This is a genomic window from Chryseobacterium sp. JV274, assembly GCF_903969135.1.
In the GTDB taxonomy this organism is placed as follows: Bacteria; Bacteroidota; Bacteroidia; order Flavobacteriales; family Weeksellaceae; genus Chryseobacterium.
Genome location: NZ_LR824569.1, coordinates 292,808 through 318,471, shown reverse-complemented (window position 1 = coordinate 318,471; position 25,664 = coordinate 292,808). Strand labels below are relative to the sequence as shown.

The 25,664-nt window shown below is 37.2% G+C and carries 19 protein-coding genes; 4 read left to right on the top strand and 15 right to left on the bottom strand.

Annotated features, from left to right (window positions below; translation table 11 throughout):
• The first annotated feature begins 164 nt into the window (after window positions 1–164).
• Complete coding sequence (locus CHRYMOREF3P_RS01455; protein ID WP_180563670.1) at window positions 165–2,774, top strand: TonB-dependent receptor; 2,610 nt, start codon at window positions 165–167, stop codon at window positions 2,772–2,774.
• A gap of 140 nt (window positions 2,775–2,914) precedes the next feature.
• The gene (locus CHRYMOREF3P_RS01450; protein WP_180563669.1) at window positions 2,915–3,544 is read left to right on the top strand and encodes a hypothetical protein; all 630 of its coding nucleotides are present in this window, start codon (window positions 2,915–2,917) and stop codon (window positions 3,542–3,544) included.
• Between the two features lie 43 nt (window positions 3,545–3,587).
• On the opposite strand, the gene CHRYMOREF3P_RS01445 is transcribed toward CHRYMOREF3P_RS01450, so the two are convergent.
• The 15 genes from CHRYMOREF3P_RS01445 to CHRYMOREF3P_RS01375 all read right to left on the bottom strand — a co-directional run bounded on the left by CHRYMOREF3P_RS01445 (window position 3,588) and on the right by CHRYMOREF3P_RS01375 (window position 21,924).
• Entirely contained in the window at window positions 3,588–4,067 is a 480-nt protein-coding gene (locus tag CHRYMOREF3P_RS01445) for a MarR family winged helix-turn-helix transcriptional regulator (RefSeq protein ID WP_077417736.1), read from the bottom strand.
• Between the two features lie 2 nt (window positions 4,068–4,069).
• Window positions 4,070–4,558 (bottom strand): GNAT family N-acetyltransferase, encoded by a 489-nt coding sequence (locus CHRYMOREF3P_RS01440; protein ID WP_180563668.1) that lies wholly within the window; start codon window positions 4,556–4,558, stop codon window positions 4,070–4,072.
• A gap of 183 nt (window positions 4,559–4,741) precedes the next feature.
• Window positions 4,742–6,157 (bottom strand): efflux transporter outer membrane subunit, encoded by a 1,416-nt coding sequence (locus tag CHRYMOREF3P_RS01435; protein WP_052198577.1) that lies wholly within the window; start codon window positions 6,155–6,157, stop codon window positions 4,742–4,744.
• Between the two features lie 78 nt (window positions 6,158–6,235).
• Complete coding sequence (locus CHRYMOREF3P_RS01430; protein WP_077417740.1) at window positions 6,236–9,382, bottom strand: efflux RND transporter permease subunit; 3,147 nt, start codon at window positions 9,380–9,382, stop codon at window positions 6,236–6,238.
• Complete coding sequence (locus tag CHRYMOREF3P_RS01425) at window positions 9,382–10,569, bottom strand: efflux RND transporter periplasmic adaptor subunit (protein WP_077417742.1); 1,188 nt, start codon at window positions 10,567–10,569, stop codon at window positions 9,382–9,384. Before CHRYMOREF3P_RS01425 ends, CHRYMOREF3P_RS01430 begins: the two co-directional genes overlap by 1 nt.
• Before the next feature lies 1 nt (window position 10,570).
• Window positions 10,571–11,026, bottom strand: coding sequence for a hypothetical protein (locus CHRYMOREF3P_RS01420; protein WP_047384788.1), 456 nt, complete (start codon window positions 11,024–11,026; stop codon window positions 10,571–10,573).
• 115 nt (window positions 11,027–11,141) lie between these two features.
• Entirely contained in the window at window positions 11,142–11,654 is a 513-nt protein-coding gene (locus CHRYMOREF3P_RS01415) for a GNAT family N-acetyltransferase (protein ID WP_047375086.1), read from the bottom strand.
• A 165-nt stretch (window positions 11,655–11,819) separates the two neighbouring features.
• The gene (locus CHRYMOREF3P_RS01410; protein WP_047422808.1) at window positions 11,820–12,050 is read right to left on the bottom strand and encodes a DUF2007 domain-containing protein; all 231 of its coding nucleotides are present in this window, start codon (window positions 12,048–12,050) and stop codon (window positions 11,820–11,822) included.
• 61 nt (window positions 12,051–12,111) lie between these two features.
• The gene (gene lat / locus CHRYMOREF3P_RS01405; protein WP_180563667.1) at window positions 12,112–13,437 is read right to left on the bottom strand and encodes an L-lysine 6-transaminase; all 1,326 of its coding nucleotides are present in this window, start codon (window positions 13,435–13,437) and stop codon (window positions 12,112–12,114) included.
• A 113-nt stretch (window positions 13,438–13,550) separates the two neighbouring features.
• Complete coding sequence (locus CHRYMOREF3P_RS01400) at window positions 13,551–15,101, bottom strand: aldehyde dehydrogenase family protein (protein ID WP_047384777.1); 1,551 nt, start codon at window positions 15,099–15,101, stop codon at window positions 13,551–13,553.
• Window positions 15,102–15,578: 477 nt separating this feature from the next.
• Window positions 15,579–15,767 carry a hypothetical protein gene (locus CHRYMOREF3P_RS01395; RefSeq protein WP_047384775.1) on the bottom strand — a complete coding sequence of 63 codons (189 nt, stop codon included), beginning with the start codon at window positions 15,765–15,767 and terminating at the stop codon, window positions 15,579–15,581.
• 84 nt (window positions 15,768–15,851) lie between these two features.
• The gene (locus CHRYMOREF3P_RS01390) at window positions 15,852–16,718 is read right to left on the bottom strand and encodes an SPFH domain-containing protein (protein WP_077417745.1); all 867 of its coding nucleotides are present in this window, start codon (window positions 16,716–16,718) and stop codon (window positions 15,852–15,854) included.
• Between the two features lie 351 nt (window positions 16,719–17,069).
• On the bottom strand, window positions 17,070–20,345 hold the full coding sequence (ccsA, locus tag CHRYMOREF3P_RS01385) for a cytochrome c biogenesis protein CcsA (protein ID WP_077417747.1): 3,276 nt from the start codon (window positions 20,343–20,345) through the stop codon (window positions 17,070–17,072).
• 295 nt (window positions 20,346–20,640) lie between these two features.
• Complete coding sequence (locus CHRYMOREF3P_RS01380; protein ID WP_077417749.1) at window positions 20,641–21,216, bottom strand: Crp/Fnr family transcriptional regulator; 576 nt, start codon at window positions 21,214–21,216, stop codon at window positions 20,641–20,643.
• A gap of 66 nt (window positions 21,217–21,282) precedes the next feature.
• Entirely contained in the window at window positions 21,283–21,924 is a 642-nt protein-coding gene (locus CHRYMOREF3P_RS01375) for a cysteine hydrolase family protein (RefSeq protein WP_077417751.1), read from the bottom strand.
• Between the two features lie 374 nt (window positions 21,925–22,298).
• Between CHRYMOREF3P_RS01375 and CHRYMOREF3P_RS01370 the strand changes: the two genes are divergently transcribed.
• Both CHRYMOREF3P_RS01370 and CHRYMOREF3P_RS01365 read left to right on the top strand, forming a co-directional pair.
• On the top strand, window positions 22,299–24,851 hold the full coding sequence (locus CHRYMOREF3P_RS01370) for an FtsK/SpoIIIE family DNA translocase (RefSeq protein WP_180563666.1): 2,553 nt from the start codon (window positions 22,299–22,301) through the stop codon (window positions 24,849–24,851).
• Between the two features lie 63 nt (window positions 24,852–24,914).
• Complete coding sequence (locus tag CHRYMOREF3P_RS01365; protein ID WP_077417755.1) at window positions 24,915–25,562, top strand: LolA family protein; 648 nt, start codon at window positions 24,915–24,917, stop codon at window positions 25,560–25,562.
• The last annotated feature ends 102 nt before the right edge of the window (window positions 25,563–25,664 follow it).

Below are 25,664 nucleotides of genomic sequence, written 5' to 3'. Positions count from 1 at the left end.
ACAAATTGTAAATTAAATATCTGAAATAATTAATACACTCAAAAAAATGAATAATAATGCATTACAAGCACACAGTAGGAAGTCACTTCGTGAAGATTTAATACTTAATTCAAAAATAATTATCCATCTTTGCAGCCTTAAATTCAAAAACGCTAGTTTATTTCATGAGCATTATTTTTAAAAAGCGACTAATTATAGCGCTTGTATTACCTACGGCCGCCCTTTATTACGGGCAGAGTACGAAGGATTCTTTAGAGAAATCAAAATCTATTGATGAGGTGATGTTGGTAGGTAGAAACCTTTCCCAAACAGCCAAAGAAAGAAAAACTCCTGTTGCAGTTTCCACCATCAAGGCAGCGGAAATTCAGGAGAAGTTAGGAAACAGAGAATTTCCTGAGATTATGAAGTCTACCCCATCCGTGTACGTTACCAAAGTGGGCGGAGGTTTTGGAGACAGCAGAATCAATATGAGAGGTTTCGATGGGGCTAACATTGCAGTGATCATCAACGGACAGCCGGTGAATGACATGCAGGGAGGAACTGTATACTGGTCTAACTGGACCGGGTTGGCAGACATTGCGAGCAACATCCAGATTCAGAGAGGTTTGGGAGCTTCTAAATTTGTAGTTCCTTCTGTAGGAGGAACGATCAATATTGTGACCAAAGCTACAGATTCTGAGCAGAAAGCAATGATCAAAGGAGAAGTGGGTAACGATAACTACTCCAGAATATCTGCGATGTACTCTTCCGGCTTAAAAAACAAATGGGGAACAACCGTATTGCTTTCCCGCTGGCAAGGTGACGGCTACATCAACGGAACGAAAGGAGAAGGTTATTCATGGTTTTTCTCAACAGGGTTTAAGCCCAATGAAAAGCATGCGTTTAATTTAATTGCAACCGGAGCACCACAGGTACATGATACGAGAAGGTCTTCAGCAACCGGAGCGAATGTGGCTACTCTACAGCAATTTGATACGTATGGAAGAAGATACAACCCTCAGACAGGGATGTTGAATGGTTCTCAGTTCAATCTGGCTCCTAACTTCTATCATAAGCCTATTGCATCATTGAACTGGGACTGGACGATGAATGATAACCTGAAACTATCTACCGTTCTTTATGGTTCATGGGGACGTGGCGGCGGTGGTACCGGATTGAACGGTTCTATCAAAAACGGCAGCGGACAAACCATGAATTTTATGAATTACGGTGCAGGCGGTGACGGTACTATCAACTGGGATATGATTTACCGCTATAACAGAGGGGGTATTGTAACAGATTATAACGGAAACACTTTCCAGAAATCAACCTTTACTGCACCTGCAGGCTCTCCTACTGATTATAACGGACAATATGTGGCTACACTGAACGGTACCAATGGTATCGTAAGAAAACAGAGTATCAATGCTCATGACTGGTATGGAGTAATCGCAGATCTTAATTACAAAAAAAATAACTGGACCTTTAACGGAGGTATTGATCTTAAAACTTACAAAGGAGCACTTTACGATATTGTGACTGACATGTTGGGATCTGATGCATTATTTGTTTCCAGTACGGCAAACGCTCCAAAAGGTTATTATATCAACAGTACCGTAAAACCGGAACCTCTTACTAAACTTAAGGATGCTCAAAAGGTATCTATACACAACGAAGGTCTGGTAAAATGGGCAGGTTTATATGGAATGGTTGAATACAGCTCTGAAAAACTAAGTGCATCCGTTCAGGGATCAGTTTCTGAACAGTACTACAAAAGAAGAGACTATATGCTGTATACTCCAGGAAACCAGGAAACAAAATGGTACCACAAAACGGGTTATATTGTAAAAGGAGGTGCCAACTATAATATAGATGAGCATCATAATGTATTTTTCAATACAGGAGTTATTTCAAGGCAGCCATTATTCAATGCTCTGTTCCCTTCAAACCAAAATATCTATAACGATGCAAAGAATGAAAGAATCTTCTCTGTGGAGTTAGGATATGGTTTCAAATCCCGTTATGTAGATGTAAATATCAATGCCTACAGAACGCAGTGGGATGACAGATTTATTTCAAGAACCTTTAATGCAGGAGCTGCAGACGTAGCCAACTTCTCACAATTACAGCTTGGAAATGCTTATTTCTACAACGCACTGAACGTTGGACAGATACACCAGGGTGTTGAACTGGAAGCGAAGGCAAGACCATTTGCTAACCTTAGACTGAGAGGGATGTTATCATTGGGGAACTGGAAGTACAAAGGAAATGCAAATTTCAATATTCTTGATGTTCAAAACAATCAGGAGGTGGCAGGAGCTACAGGAGTTATCAATATCAAAGATCTAAAGGTGGGAGATGCTGCACAAACTACAGCAAGCCTTGGAGTTGATTATAACATTACCAAAGCTTTCAGTATTGATGCCAACTGGGAATATTATGACAAGCTATATGCGCAGTTTAACCCAATCAACTTCCTTACTGAAGCAGCAAGAGAAAAAGGAATTGTAAAACTGCCAAGTTATAATTTATTTGACGTAGGTGCTTCTTACAAATTCACACTTGATGCGAAAAAGTCTTTAACATTGAGAGCGAATGTGTACAACTTATTCAACAAATATTATATTTCTGAATTAAGCTCCAATATTTTCGCAGGGGACAAAATTGCCAGCGGCCCAAATGCCGGAAAAACTTACCAGGAAACCGGAAGAGTTTATCAGGGTATTGCTGATGGTAACACAGGATTCCTTGGTTTTGGAAGAACGTGGTCTGTTGCAGCGACTTTAAGATTCTAATACAGCATCATTTCAATAATGAATTAAAAGAACCCGCCAATTCTGGCGGGTTCTTTTATATTATATAGCTATTTTAAAGAAATAAATAATACATTAGACAAGAAAAATAATCAAAATCATTTAACTCTTTTCAATTGGGTATGGATCAGGAAACGACGAATTATATTATCAACTATTTCAGTGAATTGATGACGAAACATGAAAAGTTAGCCCTAAAACATCAAATTTCTTCTTTCAAGAGTAATGAAAATCCAAAATTCAGAAAGATAATGATAGAAAAGAACTGGATAAGTTCTGATCCTAAAATCACCAATCTATTAGAAAATGGATATGAAGTTTTTAAACAAAACATTATAACTCGGATAATGACTGAAACTCCTGAAAAAGTTTTTTTCAATAATTGTCCGAAATGCAACAAACTTGCCCGTACTCCATATGCAAAACAATGTAGATATTGTGGAAATAGCTGGCATCATTTAATTGTTGCTCAGTTTAAGCTCAATGATACTATCCAAATTACAGGAAGACCGTTTTTCTTACTAGGACAAATTACAGAGGGCGAAATTAATGAAGGGCAACGAATAGATTTAAGGCCTTTAGGGCTGAATAAAAAACCAGTAATTAACTCCATTGAATTTGCCCTGAAACGCAAAGATGGAAAAGCCTGGGAAGATATTGCTCTTGCCACCAATGAATTAACTGAAGAAGACAAAGAATATTTAAAAAATATAATGCCTACCAGAAATCCGGTTGATATCATGATAGAATAAAAGAGTTTTACTGATTGGGTACAACTCTTTCATAGGTATTATTTTATTTCGAATTCTTCGCCTGAAATGCCCTCTGATAAAAAGACTGGCTTGCAATTTTCTCCTCGGCTTCATCAATAGCTGCCAGCAGATTATTATTGTTATCGGTAATATCTCCCAGAATCTGGGACATCAGTTGCCAAACCGGTTTCATTTTCTCAATGAGTTCTTTTCCTTTTGAAGTCAGGATAAATAATCTTTTCCGTTCGTCCTGTTTATCTTTTTCCCATTGTATCAACTCCAGTTTTTCGAGTTCTTTGAGCAGGGTTATGGTAGATGGATGGGTGTACCCGATCTCATTAGCAATTTCGACAACGCTTGCGATCTCTTTTTTATAAATGGTAAAGATCACCGGAAACCATTTAAGCTCAAAATCGATTCCGAATGCTTTATAGATAAGCGCTCCATCTTTTCTCAATTGTTCACTGAGACGATGAAGTCTCGTTGATATAGCAAGAATCCCTGCTTCGTTGATCACATTCATATTCAGTCAATATTTAAATGGTAAAAAATATTATCAGCGCTCATCAAAGGGAATTTTACAGGAAGATTTCCTTTTTCAATCTTTACGAACTGATTCCTTTCGTAGAAACGCTGTGCTGCTTTCAGTACCGTTATGGTTCCCAAATATAAATCATCAATTTCGTTTTCGCGGCAGAAAGAAATTAAAACTTCCAATAGTTCCTGGGCAATATTCAGTTCTTTGCCTCTGAATTCTTTTTTAACAAACATTTTTCTGATTGCTCCTGCCCTTTCATCAAACTTAACCAGTGCAATGGAACCTACCAGTTCACCATCCACGAAAGCTCCCCAAAAGTTACCTCCTGCTTCCGTATAAAAACTTTCAATCTGTAAAAGATCAGGCTGATCTTTTATTGTAATCGGAATATTAAACTCTTTCTGTTGAATGGTCAAAATCAAATCAATGGCCTGCTCCGAATAAGAATTTCCTATGGGTTGTATTTCTAGTTTCATAGTGTCTGCATTTTAAAGTATAAAACTACGTAGTTAAATACATATATACAAATTGATTTTACCTATTAAATAGTTTTAGCATGATCAATAATTACATGCAATAACCTTTAAACATCTATCTATATGAAAAAACGTATGCCATTACTGACATACGTTTTTATGATATTAGATTACAAAATACGCTTACTTCCAGCCTCCGCCTAAAGCCTGATAAAGCTCTACAGCAGCTTTCATTTTACTGTATCTTGCATTTGAGATGTTCAACTCTGCATTCAATGAATTTACGCTTGCATTTAATACTTCAAGATAGTTGGCCATACCGTAGTTCACCAATTCCTGAGAATAGTCAACCGATTTTTTATAGGCATCCAGTTCTTTTTGTTTTAATTCAATAAATGAATCCTGTACAGAGAAGACTCTGATGGCATCCGAAACTTCTTTTCCAGCAGTAAGAACTGTTTTTCTGAAGTTTAAATAAGCCGTTTCCTGATTGGCAAGACTTACATCATAGTTGGTCTTGATCTGTCTTTTATTTAGAATCGGCTGAGCCAGGCCTGCTACTACATTCGCAAATAATGAATTTACACTGAATAAGTGATCAATATCCACAGACTGAAGTCCTCCGCTTCCTGTCAATTTTAAAGTTGGGTAAAACTGAGCTTTGGCAGAATTTGTCAGTTCAAAAGCATTCATTAAGCTGTATTCTGCTCTCATTACATCCGGACGGTTAGCCAACAGCTGAGTTGGGTATCCCAATTTTAAATCAATCGGAAGGTTCTGTCCTTCTAATGTAGATCTTTCAATAGAATGAGAAGGTTCTCCCATTAAAAGACTCATGGTATTTTCAAGAAGCTGGATCTGTGTATCAATATCAATCAGTAATGATTTCGCATTGAACACAAGAGCCTCACTCTGCTGTACCGCAACTTCTGTAACTGTTCCTGAAATTTTTAAAGCCTTTGTAGCTTCCAGGTTTTTCTCTCTTACCGCAATGGTTTCTGTAATAATCCTCTTCTGCGCATCAAAAGTTAACAATTGATAGTAAGCAGAAGCGATGGAAGATACCAGACTGCTTTTTACCGCCTTATGAGCAGCAACAGTTCCTAAATAGGTAGCCAGCTGTGCTTTTTCCTGTGCTCTTAATTTCCCCCAGATATCTGCTTCCCATCCAATACTCGCCGTAATGTCAAACTGGTTTACATAACGTCTTTCTCCAATGATCTGCCCAAACTGGGTGTTGATAGACTGGGTCTGAAAGGTATAGTTGGGCCCAATAGAAAGTGTCGGCTGATAAGCAGCTTTGCTTTGTTTAAGATATGCTTCTGCAGAATTAATGCTCTCTAAAGCGATTCTGATATCAAGGTTGTTTGCCAGTGCTTTAGAAATATGCCCCTGCAATATTGGATCTGTAAATATCTCTTTCCATGAAATATCTGCGATACTGGTACTGTCAGAAGGAAGCATATCCGTACGGAAAAGCTTTTCGTCCACAACGTTCTTCGGTCTTTCATATTCTTTTCTTGCCATACAAGATGAAATGGCCCCGAGTATGAAAACTGAAAAAGTGATTCCTTTTATGATGTTTAATAAACTCTTCATTATGTAAAATTAGAAGTTAGAAATAAGAGGTTGGAAGCTGGATGAATGACTAGCTTCCACTACCTCAAATTTTTAATTTTATTCTGCTAAATTGATCTCTTCTTTTTTGATAGGTTTAATTTTTTCCTGCAGTGTTTCAAAGATCACATACAGAACCGGAATTACAAATAATCCCAAAATAGTTCCTATCAATAGCCCGATTGCCGCACCCGTAGCAATAGATCTGTTACCTACTGCACCAATTCCACTTGCCAGCACTAACGGTAATAAACCGAAGATAAAGGCGAATGATGTCATTAGAATAGGTCTTACTCTGGCTTTCGCTGCATTGATGGCCGACATTACAATGGTTTCACCATGATGTCTTCTCTGAACAGCAAATTCAACAATAAGGATCGCATTTTTCGCCAATAATCCCACGAGCATGATCAGGGCAATCTGGAAGTAAATATTATTTTCCAATCCCATAATCTTCTGTCCGAAATAGGCTCCCATTACCCCAAGAGGAAGAGAAATAATAACGATCAGCGGAAGAATATAACTCTCATACTGTGCAGAAAGAATGAAGTAAACGAAGATCAAACTTAGCCCGAAAATCAAAAGCGTCTGAGATCCTGAATTTAATTCTTCTCTGGTCAACCCTGTAAATTCTACTGCATAGTTTTGATTCAGAGTTTCATTAGCTACCTGCTGTACCGCTGCAATTGCATCCCCGGAACTGTATCCGTCTGAGTTTGCTCCTGTCACCTTCACTGAAGTAAACAGGTTATAACGGCTAACAGATTGTGGTCCGTATGCTTTTGTCAATGTTACAAACTGTGAAATCGGAGACATGATGCCTGATCCTGTTCTGACATAAAGCTGGTTCAGGTTTTCGATATTTTTTCTGTTTTCAGGAAGAGCCTGAACCATCACTCTGAACTGTTTTCCATACTTGGTAAAGTCGGCAGTATAAATACCACCAATATATCCCTGCATGGTAGACAGAATGTCATTTACAGAAACTCCAAGCTGTTTGCTCAAAGGAACATTAATCTCCATCTGATACTGAGGATATTTAGTATTGAATGAAGTCTGCGCAAACTGAATTTCCGGTCTCTCCATCAGCTTACCGATAAATTCATTGGTTTTATTATCCAGATCAGCATATTCTCCCCCTGACTTATCCAGTAATACCATTTCAAAACCTGCACTGTTACCAAATCCAGGTACACTTGGCGGTTGGAAGAATACAACTTTAGCATCAGGAACAGCTCCTACAATTCCAAATAATTTTTTGGTGATATCTTCAGAAGTCTGTCCGTCTTTTTTTCTTTCTTCAAATGGTTTTAGCTTAACAAAGGCAAGACCGTTGTTACTTCCGTTTCCGGATAAGAACCCTCTTCCCGTAGAAATCGTTACATTCTGCACTCCCGGAACTTTCAATGCTTTAGCCTGAAGTGTTTTCAATGCGTTGTAAGTTCTTTCCATAGAAGCTCCCGGAGGAAGCTGAACATCGGTAAAGATAATCCCTCTGTCTTCTGTAGGTACAAATCCTTTTTTCATACTGCTGCTTGCCCAGAATAAGATACCTCCGGTAACAGCAAAAATAATCAGGGTTACCCATTTATGTCTTAACAGGAATACAAATCCTCTTCCGTAACGTTCAGTAGTTGTTTTAAAAGCGATATTAAACTTATAGAAAAACTTCTGTAACAGATTTAAATTTTTATACTCTTTATGATGCTCTGCGTGAGGTTTTAGGAATAATGAACATAAAACCGGACTCAGCGTTAATGCATTAATAGCAGAAATGATAATTGCTATAATCAGCGTAATACCAAACTGCTGGTAGAATACCCCTGTAGGTCCTGTAATGAACGTTACCGGGATAAATACTGCTGCCATTACCAAAGTAATAGAGATAATAGCCCCTGTAATCTCATCCATTGCTTCTACCGTTGCTTTTTTAGCATCTGAAATACCATGTTCCATCTTCGCGTGAACGGCCTCGACGACGACGATGGCGTCATCCACTACAATACCAATCGCCAGCACCAATGCAAATAAGGTTAAGAGGTTTAATGAATATCCGAAAAGATTCAGGAAGAAGAACGCCCCTACAATAGATACCGGAACCGCGATGGCCGGAATCAGGGTAGATCTGAAATCCTGTAGGAAAATATATACTACAATAAATACCAGAATGAAGGCTTCAATCAGGGTGTGTACTACCTTTTCAATAGAAGCTTCCAGGAATTCGTTGGTATCAAAGTTGAAAGTATATTTTACGCCTTTTGGAAAAGTTCCCTCGGCTGATTTCAGATAGGCTTTGATATTTTTAATAATCTCCTGTGCGTTGGATCCCGGAGTCTGGAAGATCCCCATACTGATGGAAGGATTGTTTCCGTTTTCCCCGATTCCTGTGTAAGACTGACCTGCCAGTTCTACCTTAGCAACGTCTTTCAGCATCAGGTTTTGTCCGTTTGCAAGAGATTTGATGATAATATTATCGTATTGTTCTTTATCGTTGAATTTACCTACGTATTTGATGATATATTCAAAAGAACTACCGCTGTTCTGACCAATAGAACCTGCTGCTGCTTCTCTACTCTGCTCATTGATGGCATTGGTAACATCGGTAGGAGTTACGCTGTAGGCAGCCATTTTTGCAGGATCCAGCCAGATTCTCATCGAGTAATTTTTACCACCGAAAACGTTGGCATCCCCTACACCATTTACCCTTTTCAGGTTTGGAATAATATTAATATTCAAAAAGTTCTGAAGGTATACGTCATCAAGATCTTTATTTTCAGAATAGAAAGACATATACATCAGGGCACTGGTTTGCTGCTTCTGGGTTACAACCCCTGAACGGGTTACTTCAGACGGCAAAAGAGGTGTCGCTCTGGCCACACGGTTCTGTACGTTTACCGCTGCAATATCCGGATCTATTCCTTGTTTGAAGAAAACCTGGATCTGAGCAGAACCGTCGTTTCCGGCACTGGAAGTGATATAATCCATACCTTCCACCCCGTTGATCTGTTCTTCCAAAGGCACTACTACACTTTTCATCACCGTCTCAGCATTGGCTCCCGTATAGTTTGCGGAAACACTTACCGTAGGCGGTGCAATATCCGGATACTGCGTAACCGGTAACGAGATCAGTCCCAACACACCGAGAATCACAATCAAGATTGAGATTACAGTAGATAAAACCGGTCTGTTAATAAAGTTTTTTATCATTAGAATTTCGGTTTTATTGATTGAACAAGACTATCCATTTTGATTGGTTTCGGTTTTACTGCTGTTCCCGGTTTCAAACCTCCGATACCAGCTGCAATAACTTTTTCACCTTTATTAACTCCAGATTTGATAAGCGCTAAATTGTCAATTCTGTCAATCACATTTACAACAACGTTTCTGGCAGTATCTCCTTTTTCTACTTTATATACGTAAACAATACCTTGCTGTTCATAGGTCGCACTTTCAGGAACTACAAGAACATTATCATATTGCTGAGGGAATCTGATGGTTCCGCTATTACCATTACTTAATAATTTCTGAGCATTCGAGAAAGCAACTCTGAACTGAATAGTCCCTGTTGTAGGATCAATCTGACCGGTAATGGCTTCAATTTTTCCTTTTTCAGGATAAAGACTTCCATTAGCCAGCTGAAGCTCAACCATTGGTAAGTTTTTGATTTTCTCAGGCATAGAAGCTCCCGGAGATTTTTCAAGAAAATCAAAATATTCTTTTTCATTCATTGCAAAGTAAGCAAAGATCTCAGAAGTATCAGAAATCGTTGTCAGAGCTGTCTGATCAGACGGTCCTACCAAACTTCCTACTTTTAACGGCAGTCTTCCGATCACCCCTGAAATAGGAGCACGAATGATAGAATATTCGATATTGGCTTCTACTCCTTTATAATTGGCTTGTGCCTGTCTTTTGGAAGCATTGGCCTGCTGTAACTGAGCCTGGGCCTGAGCCAGCTGAGCCTGAGCAGTCTGTAGCTGTACATTACTGATGATGTTTTTCTGAACCAGAGGTTTTAGTTTGTTTACTTCAACCTGAGCAGCATTTACAGAAGCCTGAGCAGCTGCAATACTGGATTCAGCAGCACCGATTCCTGCTTTGGAAGCGGCCGCATTTTCGTTCAGAATATTGGTTTCCAAACGGAACAAAGGCTGTCCTTTTGTAACATATTGTCCTTCATCTACCAATACCTGGGTAATATATCCCTGTATTTTTGCACGTACATCATTGTTTACCCTACCCTGGATGGTAGCCGGAAACATCTGATAACCCACTATATTTTTTGACTCCACGGAAATAACAGGATACGGCTTGGCACCATCCTGTTTCGGAGCTTCTTTTTTGCAGGCAGTCAGTGAAAGCGCTGCAATGGAAAGTATAACTAGCTTATTATTCATTTTATAGTTTATTAAGAGATTCCTGAATATTTTCTATGTTTTTGTTTAAGAGTGCTTTGTAAACTTCTATTCTTTCATTGTATCCATCGTCTTTACTTTTTTTAAAATTGTTTAAATCATCTAATAGTTTCATTTCGTCCTGCATTTTCTGGACAATTTTCTCGAATCGTATTTTTTTGTATTCATCATTGATGAAAAAATACCGCTTCCGCTCATCCATTTTGTTATGATCAACAATAAGCTGAGCATTTAACAATAATGAAATACTGGTAGAAACGGAGCTTTTGCTCGCGGAGAGCACTTCAACAAATTCGTCAAAAGTAATTCCTACTTTCTCATAGTCAAAAAGAAGGTAGGAATAGATTTTCGATGCTAAAGGGGGTAAGCTGAACACGGTGCCATAAAATCTTACGGCATCCTGAAAAATTTTCTCATCAATTTCTATACTCTGGTGCATATATAAAAATTTGAACAAAAGTAAAAATTAGTTCAGAACCAAACGAACAAACCCGATAGAGTTTATAAATACAGGCCGGTTTAAAAATTCAATGAAAGATGATTTAACTTTTTACTTAAATTATAATCTTCTCAAAAGCTTTTCTCATGCCGTCTCTTAAAAGAACCTCTCCACAATAGGAATACCCTCTTCCTTCAAGGATTTTCAACATGGCAATATTATCATGGTTGGTATCTACTTTAATACTTTGAATGTCATGGGATTTGGTGAATTCTTCGATATGATCAAAAAATTTCTTCACCATTCCCTGTCCTGCAAATTTTTCATCTACAGCCACTCTATGAACGACTACGAATTCCCCATCACTCAGCCAAGCTCCTTCAATGGTGCTGTACGCTGGCTCATCATTCAGAATCAAAGCTCCATATACTGCAATTTCTCCGTCTACGGTCAAAACATGTCCGAAACCTTTAGCAATATCACTTTCTACAGTCCCCAAATTAGGATATCCGTTCTGCCATTGGGTACTTCCGTCTTGTCTTCTTCTTTCAATAGATTGCTGGATAATTTCCCAAATCCTGTTTCTGTCTTCAATTTGCGATTGTCTTAGTTTGATCTCCGGGTTCATGTGTAACATTTGATTTAAAAATTAAAAGATTGAATGATTAAAAAATTAGAATAACTAATAATTGCAAGAATAATTTTTTAATGGTTTGTAGTTAATTAAAAAACCGAAAATTAATTAAGATTAATTTTCGGTTCGAAGTAGTAAAATTTAAAATTATGAAATTGTTTATTGATTTTCACTTTGTTGAAGGTAAGCATCAATAATTTCAAATGCTTTTTTTTCTTCTTCCAGATCTACCATTACCTTCAGCGAAGTTGCTGTTGGGGTTGTGGTAAACGTAAGATAGTTATTTTCAACAGTATTTGTAATTTGCGCATCATCCAATTTAGACTTAACCAACTGAATTTCTGAAGGGTTATCACTTTCATAAACTGATACTCTCGTACTTCTTTCCATATTCTAATTGTTTGAGTATCTAAATATACGATGTTTTTTTTTAAATTACAAATCCCGGGTTTTAAATTTTATTAATATTGCTTTCAATTTTGTCTAGTGCAAGTTGAATTTCTTCCTTTGTCACATTCAAATGAGGTCTGAAACGAAGAGACTGATCTCCACATGGAAGAATGATTAATCCATCATTGAAAAGCTCATTCATCAGGTGATTTCTCTGTTCTGCGGATGGCAGATCAACAGCACACATCAGGCCTCTTCCTCTTGCATTTGAAATTTTTTCAGGATATTTTTCAGCAAGGGCTTTCAGGCTTTCCAATAAGAAATCGCCAACTACTCTTGCATTCTCCACAAGGTTTTCTTTTTCGATCACTTCCATTACCAGCTGGAAACGAAGCATATCAATAAAGTTTCCTCCAAATGTAGAATTGATTCTTGAGCTTTCTCTGAAAACGTTATTCGGAACTTCATCAAACTTTTCTTTATTGGCCAAAACACCACAAACCTGTGCTTTTTTACCGAAAGAAATGATGTCTGGTTTTGCTGTAAAGTGCTGGAATGCCCACATTTTCCCTGTAATGGCAATACCTGTCTGAACTTCATCAAAAATAAGTAAGATTTCGTTGTCATCACAGATTCTTCTTAATCCCAACAGGAATTCGTCTCTGAAATGGTTGTCACCTCCTTCTGCCTGAATAGGTTCTATGATGATACATGCCACTTTATCAAGGTGCATCAGAATAGCCTCTTCAATCTGAAGTAAAGCAAGATTTTCATTTTTGATTGTTTCTTCAAGGTTTTCTTCTGTAATCGGGAACTTTAATTTTGGATTTAAAATTCTCGGCCAGTTGAACATTGGGAAATATTGGTACTTTCTTGGGTCAGAAGTATTGGTTAAGCTCAAGGTATAACCGCTTCTTCCATGGAAAGCCTGTTTGAAGTGGATACAGATTCCAGCTTCTGTTTCTATTCCTTTTGCAAAGTTTTTACGGGTTTTCCAGTCGAAACATGCTTTCATTGCATTTTCAACCCCCATAGTTCCGCCTTCGATAAAGAAAGCATATTGTAATTCTTCAGGAATAACTACTCTTTCAAATACTTCAAGGAAATGAGCATATTCTTCCGAGTACACGTCAGCCAAAGTAGGTTTGTTCACAGCCATTCTTCCCAACCATTCTGATCTTTCTAAAAGATAAGGGTGATTGTATCCGATGGATGCTGATGCGAACATAGAAAACATATCCAGATATTCTCTGTCTGTAAGTTTATCATAAAGCCATGATCCGTGTGATCTTTCAATATCCATCACAAAATCGAAACCGTCTGCCAACACATGTTTTCCTACAGTTTCTTTTACTTTATTTGCTTTTATATCTAATGTCTGTTCCATAATAAATTTGTAGTGTGATTTAATAAGTGAATGATCAAATGACTCAAAGAATGAAGCATTTGATCATTCAGGTTATTATTTTTTTTGTTTTTTGAATGCTTTAAGTAAAGCTTTTATAAATCGAATTTAATGCCTTGTGCCAAAGGAAGTTGAGCAGTATAATTGATAGTATTGGTTTGTCTTCTCATATAGTACTTCCAAGCATCAGATCCAGACTCTCTTCCTCCTCCGGTTTCTTTTTCACCACCGAAAGCTCCACCAATTTCAGCACCCGAAGTTCCGATATTTACGTTGGCAATACCACAGTCTGAACCTGCATGAGAAAGGAATAATTCTGCTTCTCTTAAGTTCTGGGTCATAATCGCTGAAGATAGTCCTTGTGGAACATCATTCTGAATAGCGATAGCTTCTTCCAGTGTTTTATATTTAATCAGATATAGGATCGGTGCAAATGTTTCATGCTGAACGATCTCATAAGAGTTTTTCACTTCTGCAACACATGGCTTCACGTAGCATCCGGATTCGTACTCTTTTCCGGTTAAAACTCCGCCTTCAACAACGAATTTCCCACCTTCTTTTTTACATTTCTTGATGGCTTCTTCGTATTGGTTTACAGCATCAGTATCAATCAGAGGACCTACATGGTTGTTCTCATCCAATGGATTTCCGATTTTCAGCTGCCCGTAAGCTTTTGTTAATCTTGTTTTCACTTCATTGTAAACACTTTCATGGATAATCAGTCTTCTTGTTGAAGTACATCTCTGACCTGCAGTTCCTACCGCTCCGAAAACAGCTCCAATGATAGACATATCAATATCAGCTTCTTTTGTAATGATAATTGCGTTATTTCCGCCTAATTCAAGGATAGATTTCCCGAATCTTTCTGCCACTTTAGAAGAAACCATTCTTCCTACTCTTGTAGATCCTGTGAAAGAAACAAGGGCAACTCTTTTATCATCTACTAATTTCTGTCCGATTTCGTGGTCTGATACCAATACACTTGAAAGTCCTTCAGGAAGATTATTTTCCTTTATAACCTCCATCATGATATTCTGGCATGCGATAGCACAAAGTGGTGTTTTTTCAGATGGCTTCCAGATGGTAACGTTACCACAGATCCAAGCCAATGCTGTATTCCAAGACCAAACAGCTACCGGGAAGTTGAATGCAGTAATGATTCCTACAACTCCCAGCGGATGGTATTGCTCATACATTCTGTGACCAGGTCTTTCAGAGTGCATAGTGTACCCCTGAAGCTGTCTTGAAAGTCCTACAGCGAAGTCGCAGATGTCAATCATCTCCTGAACTTCTCCAAGCCCTTCCTGTAATGATTTACCCATTTCGTAAGAAACAAGTTTACCAAGATCATCTTTATATTCTCTTAATTTTAAGCCCAGCTGTCTTACGATCTCTCCTCTTTTGGGAGCCGGGATCAGTCTGAATTCCTGAAATGCCTTTTGAGCAGTTTCAATTACTTTGTCATAATCACTTTCTCCGGAAGTTTTTACTTTAGCGATCAACTTTCCGTCCACAGGAGAAATGCTTTCTATCACCTTTCCTGAAGCGAAATATTTCCCGCCTGTTGAGGTACCTTTGTTCTCTTCTTTAATACCTAAATTTTTCAGCGTTTTTTCGATTCCGAAATCCTTTACTTTTTTTGACATAAAATCTTACTTTTCGTTCTCTCTAAAGATAAAAATATTATGTGAACCTCAAAACTTTAATTTTTAATGTGTTTTTTATTTGGACTAATTATAAACATGCTTATCTTTGCAGGGTAATCATTTTGATAATCACCAATGGAAAATTCACAAGAAAATAACTCAAAGCTTAAGAAGTGGTTCAAGCGTGTGGGATGGGCAGGACTTGCTTTCTTTACCATTAAAGGCTTGATTTGGCTCGTCATATTCTACGTTGGAGCAGATAGTCTTCAAAGTTGTATAAAATAAAAAAAGCAGAGAAATTTTCTCTGCTTTCTTTTTGGTATAAGGTTAATTGAATTGTTATTTATTTATTGAAAAGCTAAAAAAAGAATCCTTTTTTATATTTTCTGTAATTTAAAAAAGAGAAGAAGTACGATCTCCTGACTGCTATATTCCCTGAAAAGAGCGTTTATAACCCCTCACTTCATCTTTTTTAAACTACTCTTTCTTCTTCCTCCCTGCGTTGACCAGACCCTGATGCAAAAGGTATTCTATCTGTCCGTTCACACTTCTGAAGTCATCATTGGCCCACTTTTCAAGGAGTTTATAAGTAGACTCATCTATCCTTATTACAAAAGATTTTTTGCTTTTGTTTTCTGAAGAGTTCTGAGCTTTTTCTGATTTCATTTTCTAAAATTCTCTAACATTATTTCTGACTATTGTAGTGCAAAAAATATCTGCAGTACAATCTACTTGTTAATTTTTCACTTCTTAATTGTAAAGTGTTCCCGCATTTAATATCGGTGTGGCTGCTTTTTCTCCGCAAAGAACTACCATTAAATTGCTCACCATTGCCGCTTTTCTTTCATCATCAAGCTCAACGATATTGTCTTCTGAAAGCTTTTTCAACGCAAGGTCCACCATTCCTACAGCTCCTTCCACAATCTTGGTTCTTGCCGCTACAATAGCTGTTGCCTGCTGTCTCTGAAGCATAGCGCCTGCAATTTCCGAAGCATAAGCCAAATGCGAAATCCTTGCCTCCTGAATCACAATTCCTGCTTTTGAAAGACGGTCTGTAAGTTCCTGCTCCAAGATAGAATTGATTTTATCCCCACCTTCTCTCAGAGTAATAGGAGCATGATCATCTTCTAAATTATCATAAGGAAAGCTCATGGCCAAATGACGTACCGCTGCTTCACTCTGCATTTTTACAAAATCAGAATAGCGTTCTACATCAAAAGCGGCTTTATAAGTATCTCCTACTTTCCATACGATGACCACCGCAATTTCAATAGGATTTCCCATTTTATCGTTTACCTTCAAAGTCTGTCCCTGTAAATTCTCAGAACGTAAAGATATCTTCTGCGATGAATACAAAGGATTGATGAAGAATAATCCGTTCTCTTTTACACTTCCTACATATTTTCCAAAAAAGTTCAGCACTCTTGAATGGTTGGGCTGAATGATCATTAAGCCTTTTAAGAAAAAGCACGAAAGAAGAAAGCAAAGCATGGCAATAACCACATAGGCTATACTTTGATCCACACCACTAACAAAAAAATAAACTGCTGCCACAAACAAGGCAAGGCAGATGACCAATGTAATATAACCTGACATGGGTTTTAATGTTTTTTCCATAATTGAATTTTAATTTGATATTATTTTGATATCATAAAGATGGTAATAAATTTTGAATTATGAATTATAAATTATGAATTTTTTACGGGCTCGTGATTCGAGGTGTTTAACTAAACGCAAAGTTCACGAAGTTAATTTATTATTAGTGCTTTACTTTTGTTAGCAAAGGCACTTCGTTTAGCTAAGGACACTATTTCATTTTGCTGAGTGAAATGCCTTTGCAAACAATCAATTAACACCATAAAGATCATTGCAAACCTTTTGTGATTAAAAACTTCCAATAGTATAAATCATTAGCAAAAAAAATCCCGGAAGATAAATTCCGGGATTTTAATTGATATGTTCAATCTTTTATTTCTTCGTTAAGGCTTTAAACTTGAAATAAGAAACAGCTGATAAAAGAATCATTGTTCCTATTCCGATGTATACCCAAGCCGGTACTGGCACAGGATCTCCTGCTGCATAGGAGTGAAGTCCGCTTAAGTAATAGTTTACCCCAAAATAAGTCATTACCATTGAGCAGAATGCAAACATTGTTGCGATGTGGAATGCCCATCTGCTTCTCAATCCTGGTACCAATCTCATGTGTAATACAAAGGCATATACCATGATGGAAATGAAGGCCCAAGTTTCTTTCGGGTCCCAGCTCCAGTATCTTCCCCATGATTCGTTTGCCCAGATTCCTCCTAAGAAGTTTCCTACCGTCAGAGCAAACAATCCGATAGTTAATGACATTTCAGAAACGATTACCAATTCCTTTAATGTAGTATCGTGGTGAATTTTATAAGTTTCTTTATTAGATATAATATAGAATACCAATGAGATTACAGCAATAATCATCGACAAGGCAAAGAACCCGTAACTGGATGTAATAATGGCTACGTGAACAATTAACCAATAAGACTTCAGTACCGGAACCAGCGGTGTGATCTGAGGATCAAGAGCAGAACCTCCGTGTGCAAATCCCATCATAATAACTGCCACCATGAATCCGGCTGCAGGAATTAATGCATTGGAATTTCTATATAAAAATAAACCTGCTGTAATACCTACCCAAGAGATGAAGATAATGGCTTCATATCCGTTACTCCATGGGGCATGTCCTGAGATATACCATCTTGCAACAAGCCCTAAGAAATGGCAAAGATATCCTACTAAACCAACCGCGATGATTACTTTAATGATTTTATTTAAAACTTTATTGGATTTAAACAGCTCAACAAATCCTAAGATTAAAAGAAGTCCTCCGATAAGAGTATAGAAAATCAATAATTTAAAGTTAATATCTGCTTTATTCATGAAAACCTCAAGATCAACTTTAGATTTTGCAGGAACTACTGCCTTACCCCATTTCTGCTGGTATTCTGAAAGCTTTGCCAGCTCTGTATCTGCTTTGCTCCAGTCTCCGGTTTTCTGTGCGGTAAGCGCTTCAGCAAAATAAGGACCCATCACCTGCTGAGACTCCATATCCGGTTCGAATTTTTGATCTAACCATGAATGCCATGTGTGGTTGGCATCATTTTTCACAGGAACAATTCTCATAAACTGACCGCTGAAGAACTCATTGAAGATCTGTACTCTTTCGTTTACAGCAATTACTTCTTTATCATAGTTCGTTTGTTCAGCTGGTTTTTTACGGAATGCAGTATTGTAATCATGCTCTAAAATATAGGTTAGATTACCATTGGCATCTGCCGGGAAAAGGTTCATCAATGAAGTATACCCTTCTTCATCTGCCTTTGTTTTATTTTTCAGTTCATCACCTCCTTTCGTTCCTACCTTGATCATAGGAACCATAGTCCAGCTTGGAGTATCTGTATTGATTGAAAGGAACCATTGGTTGGCAGTCAGATACTTTCCGTCTGTTCCTTTGAATTTATCTTTCTTGTATAGTTTTCTTAAAACATCCAATGCTTCAGTATTGATAGGAACAATTCTTCCTTCAAAACTTTGCACCAAAAGGTATCCGAATTTTTCGGCATGCTCTTCACTGATTTTGTTTCTTGCAATGATCTCATCCGGCGAAATAGATCTCATTTTCCCCATTGGTGTAGCCAGAGAGTTCTGCTTTGGAGCAGCGCCATCAAGCGGCTGGACAGATGGAGCCGGAGCGTGGGTATGATTGTCACCTTCCACATGAATGTGTTCTCTGCTTCCGTCCGTAGTTCCGTGAGTTTCAATTTTCTGTGCGTTTAAACCTAAGCTCAGGAACACTAAAAGTATTGCTGCTGCTTTTGTTTTCTTTTTGTTTGCATCAATCAGCATTTTATTTAATTTCCAGAAGTGAGTTCCTTTCCAGAAGAAGATCACAAACATTCCAAAGAATAAAAGTCCATATCCGATATAAGAAATCAAAGTTCCCCAATAGTCGTGGTTTACAGAAAGAACTGTTCCCATTCTGTCCGGATCAAAACTTGACTGGAAAAAACGGTAACCTTTATGGTTAAGAACATGGTTCATATAGATTTTATAAGGAGTTTCTTTGCCTTCGTCAATGATTTTCACATGGCTTTCATAAGCACTTGGAGATGAACTTCCAGGATAGGTTTCCATCACGAAGTCATCTAATTTCAAGGCAAAAGGAGTATTATATACTTTAGGCCCGAATCCAACCATGATGTTTAATCCGTCCATAGTAACCTGTTTGTATGCATTAGGATTCCCTTTTTCCACAGAAAGGTCTACCAATTGCTTTGTTTTTGGACCCTGAAGCTCAACCTGAAGCATATCCGGAACATTAGCATCTTTCTTTCTGTCTCCTTCAATTGCCATCAGTCTTCCTTTTTTAAGACCTTCAGGTACTACAAGTTTCAGTTCGTTGATGGTATATAAACTTCTTAATGCCAAAGGCTGGAATTCATTTTTCACTGTACTTCCCGTTGCCTGAGTAGCCATGGTCATATAGCTTGCATCTACAGGAGTTTTAATGAATAACTTTCCTCCTTCATTTTTGAATTCAACCGCTCCTTCAATAGCTCTGTTGAACGTCACCAAAGTTCCGTTGATCGATTTTGTTTCGCCCGGTTTGATGTAAATATTCTGTCTTCCAGTATTTCCGGTAGATACCAAATGAAGATATTCTGCACCGTTTGGCTCAGCTACAAGGCTGTCTTTTTTTCTCTGAATGTATTCCTTGGCAAACACTTTCACTTCTTTTCCGTGGAAGTCATAAGTTGCTTTGAAATCTTTGTTCAAAGGTGACATCAGATAAGGAACGTCCTGATAATTAAGAACATCACCTTTTTCTTCAATCTGAATTTTAAAGAAATTTTTATCCGTTACAATTTCGTTGGATGTTTCACCTTCTCTGATGTGCATAGTTCCTTCAAAACTGATGTATCTTGTGATGGCACCACCGATAAAAATAAAAATAAAGGCAAGGTGAAAAACAAGAACCGGCCATTTCTCCCTTCTCCATAATCTATATCTTCCGATATTTCCTATGAAATTAAGAATGAGCAGGACCATGATCAGTTCGAACCACTTGGCCTCATAAATTAATGCTTTTGCTGTAGGAGTTCCGTAGTCGTTTTCTAAGAACGTTGCATATGCCATCGCAAATGCGTACACCAGCAACAATACAGCCATTGTCCTGGTTGAGATAAGAATATCTTGGAGCTTCTTCATGATTTATTGTACTTGACATGCAAAAATAAGCATGATAAACCATAAAGAGCTTAAAAAAAGCTGTTTTTTGTCACTTTGGCCTCTGTTTTGCTTATTTTGAAAGATTCTTAATAAGCCTGGAAAGATTAAGGAAAATTCAATTTTAAAAATCGCTTCAATCCAGATTCATAATACCTATATCAGTGATTGAATTCTTCTATTTAAAAACACAACATTAGCAAATAAACAGCTGATTTTCAATAAATAAACTTCAATTATATTACCCGAGAAAAGAAAAAGAACAATAAACCATTTTCTACAATGATATTTTCTTTCTGATTTTACTTAAAAATTCATGGGTAATCCCCAAATATGAAGCAACCTGCTGCTGGGTAAGTTTCTGTTCCAGTCCCGGATATTTTCCAAGAAATTCAAGATAGCGTTTATCTGCCGTTTTACCCGTTAATGAAAGTATTCTTCTCTGCAATGCTACTGAAGACTTTTGGTTCATGATCCTGAAAAGTTTTTCTATCTGAGGCATGGTCTCATACAAAAGCTCTTTGTCTTTTTTGGAAATCATCAATACATCGCTGTCTTCAAGGGCTTCAATATTCAGAATACTCGGAACATTATTGATCAGACTGTCGATATCTGTGATCCACCATCCTTCTATCGCAAAATATAAAGTCTGTTCAAATCCGTTTTCATTCAGATAATAGATTTTGAAACAGCCATTCAGAACAAATCCTTCAAAAAGACAATAATCTCCTTTTTTGAGAACAACCTCTTTCTTTTTAAACTTTTTGTATTCAAATGGCTTTACAAACTGTTTAAAATCCTCCTGCGAAAGGAGTATATATTGACTAATATTTTTAAGAAGTAAATCGGACATTGTTTTATTTAAGCAAAATAAAGGTATCAAATTATTGATACCTTTACAAAACTATGTTATGTTAAGTTATTTTCCGTTTAAAAAAGCATTGGCACTCGCTATTTGGGCATAAAGATTTCCAAGAGCAGATATTCCCGCCAAAAAAGACCTTTGAACCTCCGCAGCTTTCACCACTTCCCCATTAAGCTCCCTGTTTCTGGTGGCTGTAGCATCTCCGATAATTGTATTATGAAAACCGTAGTCGAAAGCGGCTCTGGTAGTTGCTTCTACACATACATCCGTCATCATTCCTGTAATTACCAGATTTTTGATTTTCTTTAACTGAAGATAGTCCATGAGATCCGTTTCTCTAAAGCTGTTGGGAAAATGCTTGGTGATTATTTTTTCATCCTCTTTAGGTAAAACCAACTGATTAATCTTGGCTCCATCCGTATCCGGAAGAAAAAAAGTGGCTCCTTCATTCGTTGAGATATGCTTGATATGAACGATAGTCAGATTATTTTTTCTGAAATATTCTAAAATCCTCTTGGTATTTTCTCCAGCCTGCTCAGCCTTTTCCAATGTCATTTTTCCTCCGGGGAAATAATCATTTTGTACGTCGATAATTAATAATGCGGTGTTTTCCATTTTTTGTTTTTGTGCGTTCATTGTAATCAGTGAAATAAATATCAGACCTAAAGTCAGAATAGTTTTGAATGTGTTTTCCATGTGTGAAATTTTCTGAGACAAAATTATAGTTGTTTTAAATCCTGACCTTTGAACTAGTTCAAAAAACACCCCTGATCTTAAATAATATCAATCATAATTTTTAATATTATTATTTTTTTCATTTCTCTATATTTAGATCAGAAATTTTATTATCTTTTTTAAAGAAATGTAAATATGGATTAGTTAATATTATTTAACAGCATCAGATTTGCATAAACAAAAAAAATAGCCCTATTTTTATTTTATAATTGCGAACAATATTTTTTAATCAAATTTTAAATAATCGTTGTAAAAAGCGGGATTTCCAAAATATTTTTTGGAGAAAAAAGATTCTTTTAGTGTTGAAAAAACATTAAATTTGCGACATTGATATTATGGATAAAAAGACACAAAAAAAACAGACTGAATCGCCTGAAGCAGGCAAAATTTTATCTAAGCCGCGTATTTTTTCCGGGCTTACTTTTATACTTTTATCGGTTGTTCTTGCATTCTCATTCATTTCTTATTTAATGAACTGGAAAGCAGACCAAAGCCAGGCAGGAACAATGCTGGACAAGAGTATAAAATCTTCCAATATCTTTGGCAAGGCTGGTGATTGGCTGGGGAATATTTTCATTTTCGAAAGTATTGGTATTGCTTCATTCATCATTGCATTTTTATTTCTTGTAGTTGGCACACTGATTCTTAAGAAGAAAATCTTCAAACCATGGAAAACCTTCGGGCACTCTTTATTCTTTATCTGCTGGCTTCCTATTTTTATGGGAGCACTTACGAAAGGGCAAGGTGTTTTAGGAGGAGTGTATGGATATCAGGTTATGGATTACCTTAATTCTATTATTGGAACGGTAGGCCTATGGACTGTATTAGTGTCAAGCATTCTTTTATATTTTATTCTTGAATTTAATCTTCGTCCAAGTTCTATCAAAGCAAAGCTGGATAAGATCAATGAAAATACTATTGGAAAAGTAAAATCTATGATTCCTGATTCTGATGATGATTTCGAGGCAGATGAGGAGTTGAAAGAAGAAGCTGAAGAAACAGCTGCATCCCGGGTTACGGTAAGTGATGTTACCAATAGCACTTCCAATAATTCAATCAATACTGTGAGAGAACCAGAACCTGTAAGCATTCCAAAAGGATTTCCAGAAGTTCCGGTTTCAACCGATATAGAAACTATTACGACTCCTAACCACACTTCTTTTGAAGCGGAGCCGGTAAGTTTAAATCTTTCTGCAAAACCCATTGTTCCGGTTTCTACTCCGGAAGAAGCATTTGATATCAGACCATCTGCTCCATCTTCCGCTGTAAACACTGCACCGGCACAGGAAAATATTAAATTCAATATAGAAGTAGCTCCTGTAATTGACATTCTGGACGATTCTGAGAAGCAATCACAGGAACTTGTAGAAAAACACGGTTTGTATGATCATAAGCTGGATCTGGCTAAATTCCAAATGCCGCCTGTAGAATTGCTGAAGGACTATGGCAGTGAAGAAATTTCCATCAATAAAGAAGAATTAGAAGAAAATAAAAATAAGATCGTTGGACTTCTGAAAAACTTCAACGTCGGAATTGCAGAGATCAAGGCAACAATTGGTCCTACTGTTACATTATATGAAATTGTACCGGAAGCAGGAATCCGAGTAGCTGCTATTAAAAAACTGCAGGATGATATCGCATTGAACCTTTCCGCTTTAGGAATAAGGATTATTGCTCCAATGCCTGGAAAAGGAACAATTGGTATTGAAGTACCAAGAAAAAATCCTACAATGGTTTCTATGCGCTCTGTAATTGCTTCTCAGAAATTCCAGAATACAGATATGGATCTTCCCGTGGTTTTCGGAAAAACGATCTCTAATGAAATTTTCATGGCCGATCTTTCAAAGATGCCTCACTTATTGATGGCCGGAGCAACAGGTCAGGGTAAATCTGTAGGGATTAATGCCATTCTTACTTCCCTTCTTTACAAAAAACATCCAAGCGAGCTGAAGTTTGTGATGGTAGACCCTAAAAAAGTTGAACTTTCATTATATTCAAAAATTGAAAGACATTATTTAGCGAAACTGCCGGATGCAGAAGAAGCAATCATTACAGATACCAATAAAGTAATCAATACCCTGAACTCTCTGTGTATTGAGATGGATACCCGATATGACCTTCTTAAAAATGCTTTCTGTAAAAACTTAAAAGAATACAATAAGAAATTTGCAGAAAGAAAGTTAAACCCTGAAAACGGTCACCGCTTCTTACCTTACATCGTATTGGTAGTAGACGAGTTTGCAGATTTGATCATGACAGCTGGAAAAGAGGTTGAATTACCAATTGCCAGATTGGCACAGCTTGCCAGAGCTGTAGGTATCCACCTTATTGTAGCAACACAGAGACCGTCTGTAAACGTAATTACAGGGATGATCAAGGCCAACTTCCCTGCGAGAGCAGCCTTCAGAGTAATCTCCAGTGTAGACTCCAGAACCATTCTTGATTCTCCGGGAGCAGACCAGCTGATTGGTAAAGGAGATATGCTTTATTTCAACGGAAATGAGATCCTGAGACTTCAGTGTGCTTTCGTAGATACACCAGAAGTGGAAAGACTTGCTGAATTTATCGGAGAACAGAAAGGATATGCTTCTGCATTCTTACTTCCTGAATATGTTTCTGAAGACTCTACAAGTACAGTAGGTGCTTTTGACCCGAACGAAAAAGATGCTCTTTTTGAAGATGCAGCCAGAATTATTGTTTCCACTCAGCAGGGATCTACCTCAATGCTTCAGAGACAATTGAAACTGGGCTATAACAGAGCAGGAAGAATTATGGATCAGCTTGAAGCCAGCGGTATTGTTGGAGGCTTTAACGGAGCTAAAGCAAGAGAGGTTCTGATCAGCGATCTTCATTCTTTGGAACAGTTTTTGGAAGATCTGCGTAGTTAAGGGAAAAATCGAATGATTTAACCTTTCCAAATTAAAAATGTCTAAAGATTATTAAATAAAAAAATGAAAAATATTATTTCAAAAGTTATATTAGGAAGTTTTGTTGTAAGTGCAGTAGGTATGGCCAATGCTCAGAAGATTGATGCTAAGGCTAAGAAGATATTGGATGATATTACAGCCAACTACAATTCTAAAAAGAATTCTTACTTCAAATTTTCTTTTGGAAGCGGCCTTAACGGGCAGGTTACGAAAACAGAACCGGGTATTTATTACGTTGCGGGAGAAAAATACAAACTGAAGATTATGGATACAGAACAGATCTTCGACGGAAGCAAGATTTACAATATCAATGCAGATGATATGGAAGTAACAGTCGCTAAGCCCAACGGAAGCGGTACCATGTTCTCCCCTATCAACTACCTTACGACTTACAGAAACGATTATAATGTAACTTATAATGGTAAAAAGATGGTCAATGGTGTGAATGCTGATTTTATTAAACTTACTCCGGTAAAAGCAAATGGAATACAGTTCGTATATATTTTTGTAGATTCTGCGAAAAAGCAAATGGTAAAACTGGAACAACACGGAAACAACAAAGATGTGGCAGTAATTGCGATAAAAGAATACAAAGAAAATCAGCAGCTGGATCCTAATATGTTTGTTTTTGACAAAAATAAGTTTAAAAATTACGTAATTACAGAACTTTAAAAAGCTGAAAGTGAATTGGCAAATACGCAAATTTGCTTTTTAAGTTAAAAAATTAACAAAATATAAAAAGCCACAAGTAAACTTTGTGGCTTTTTGATTAAT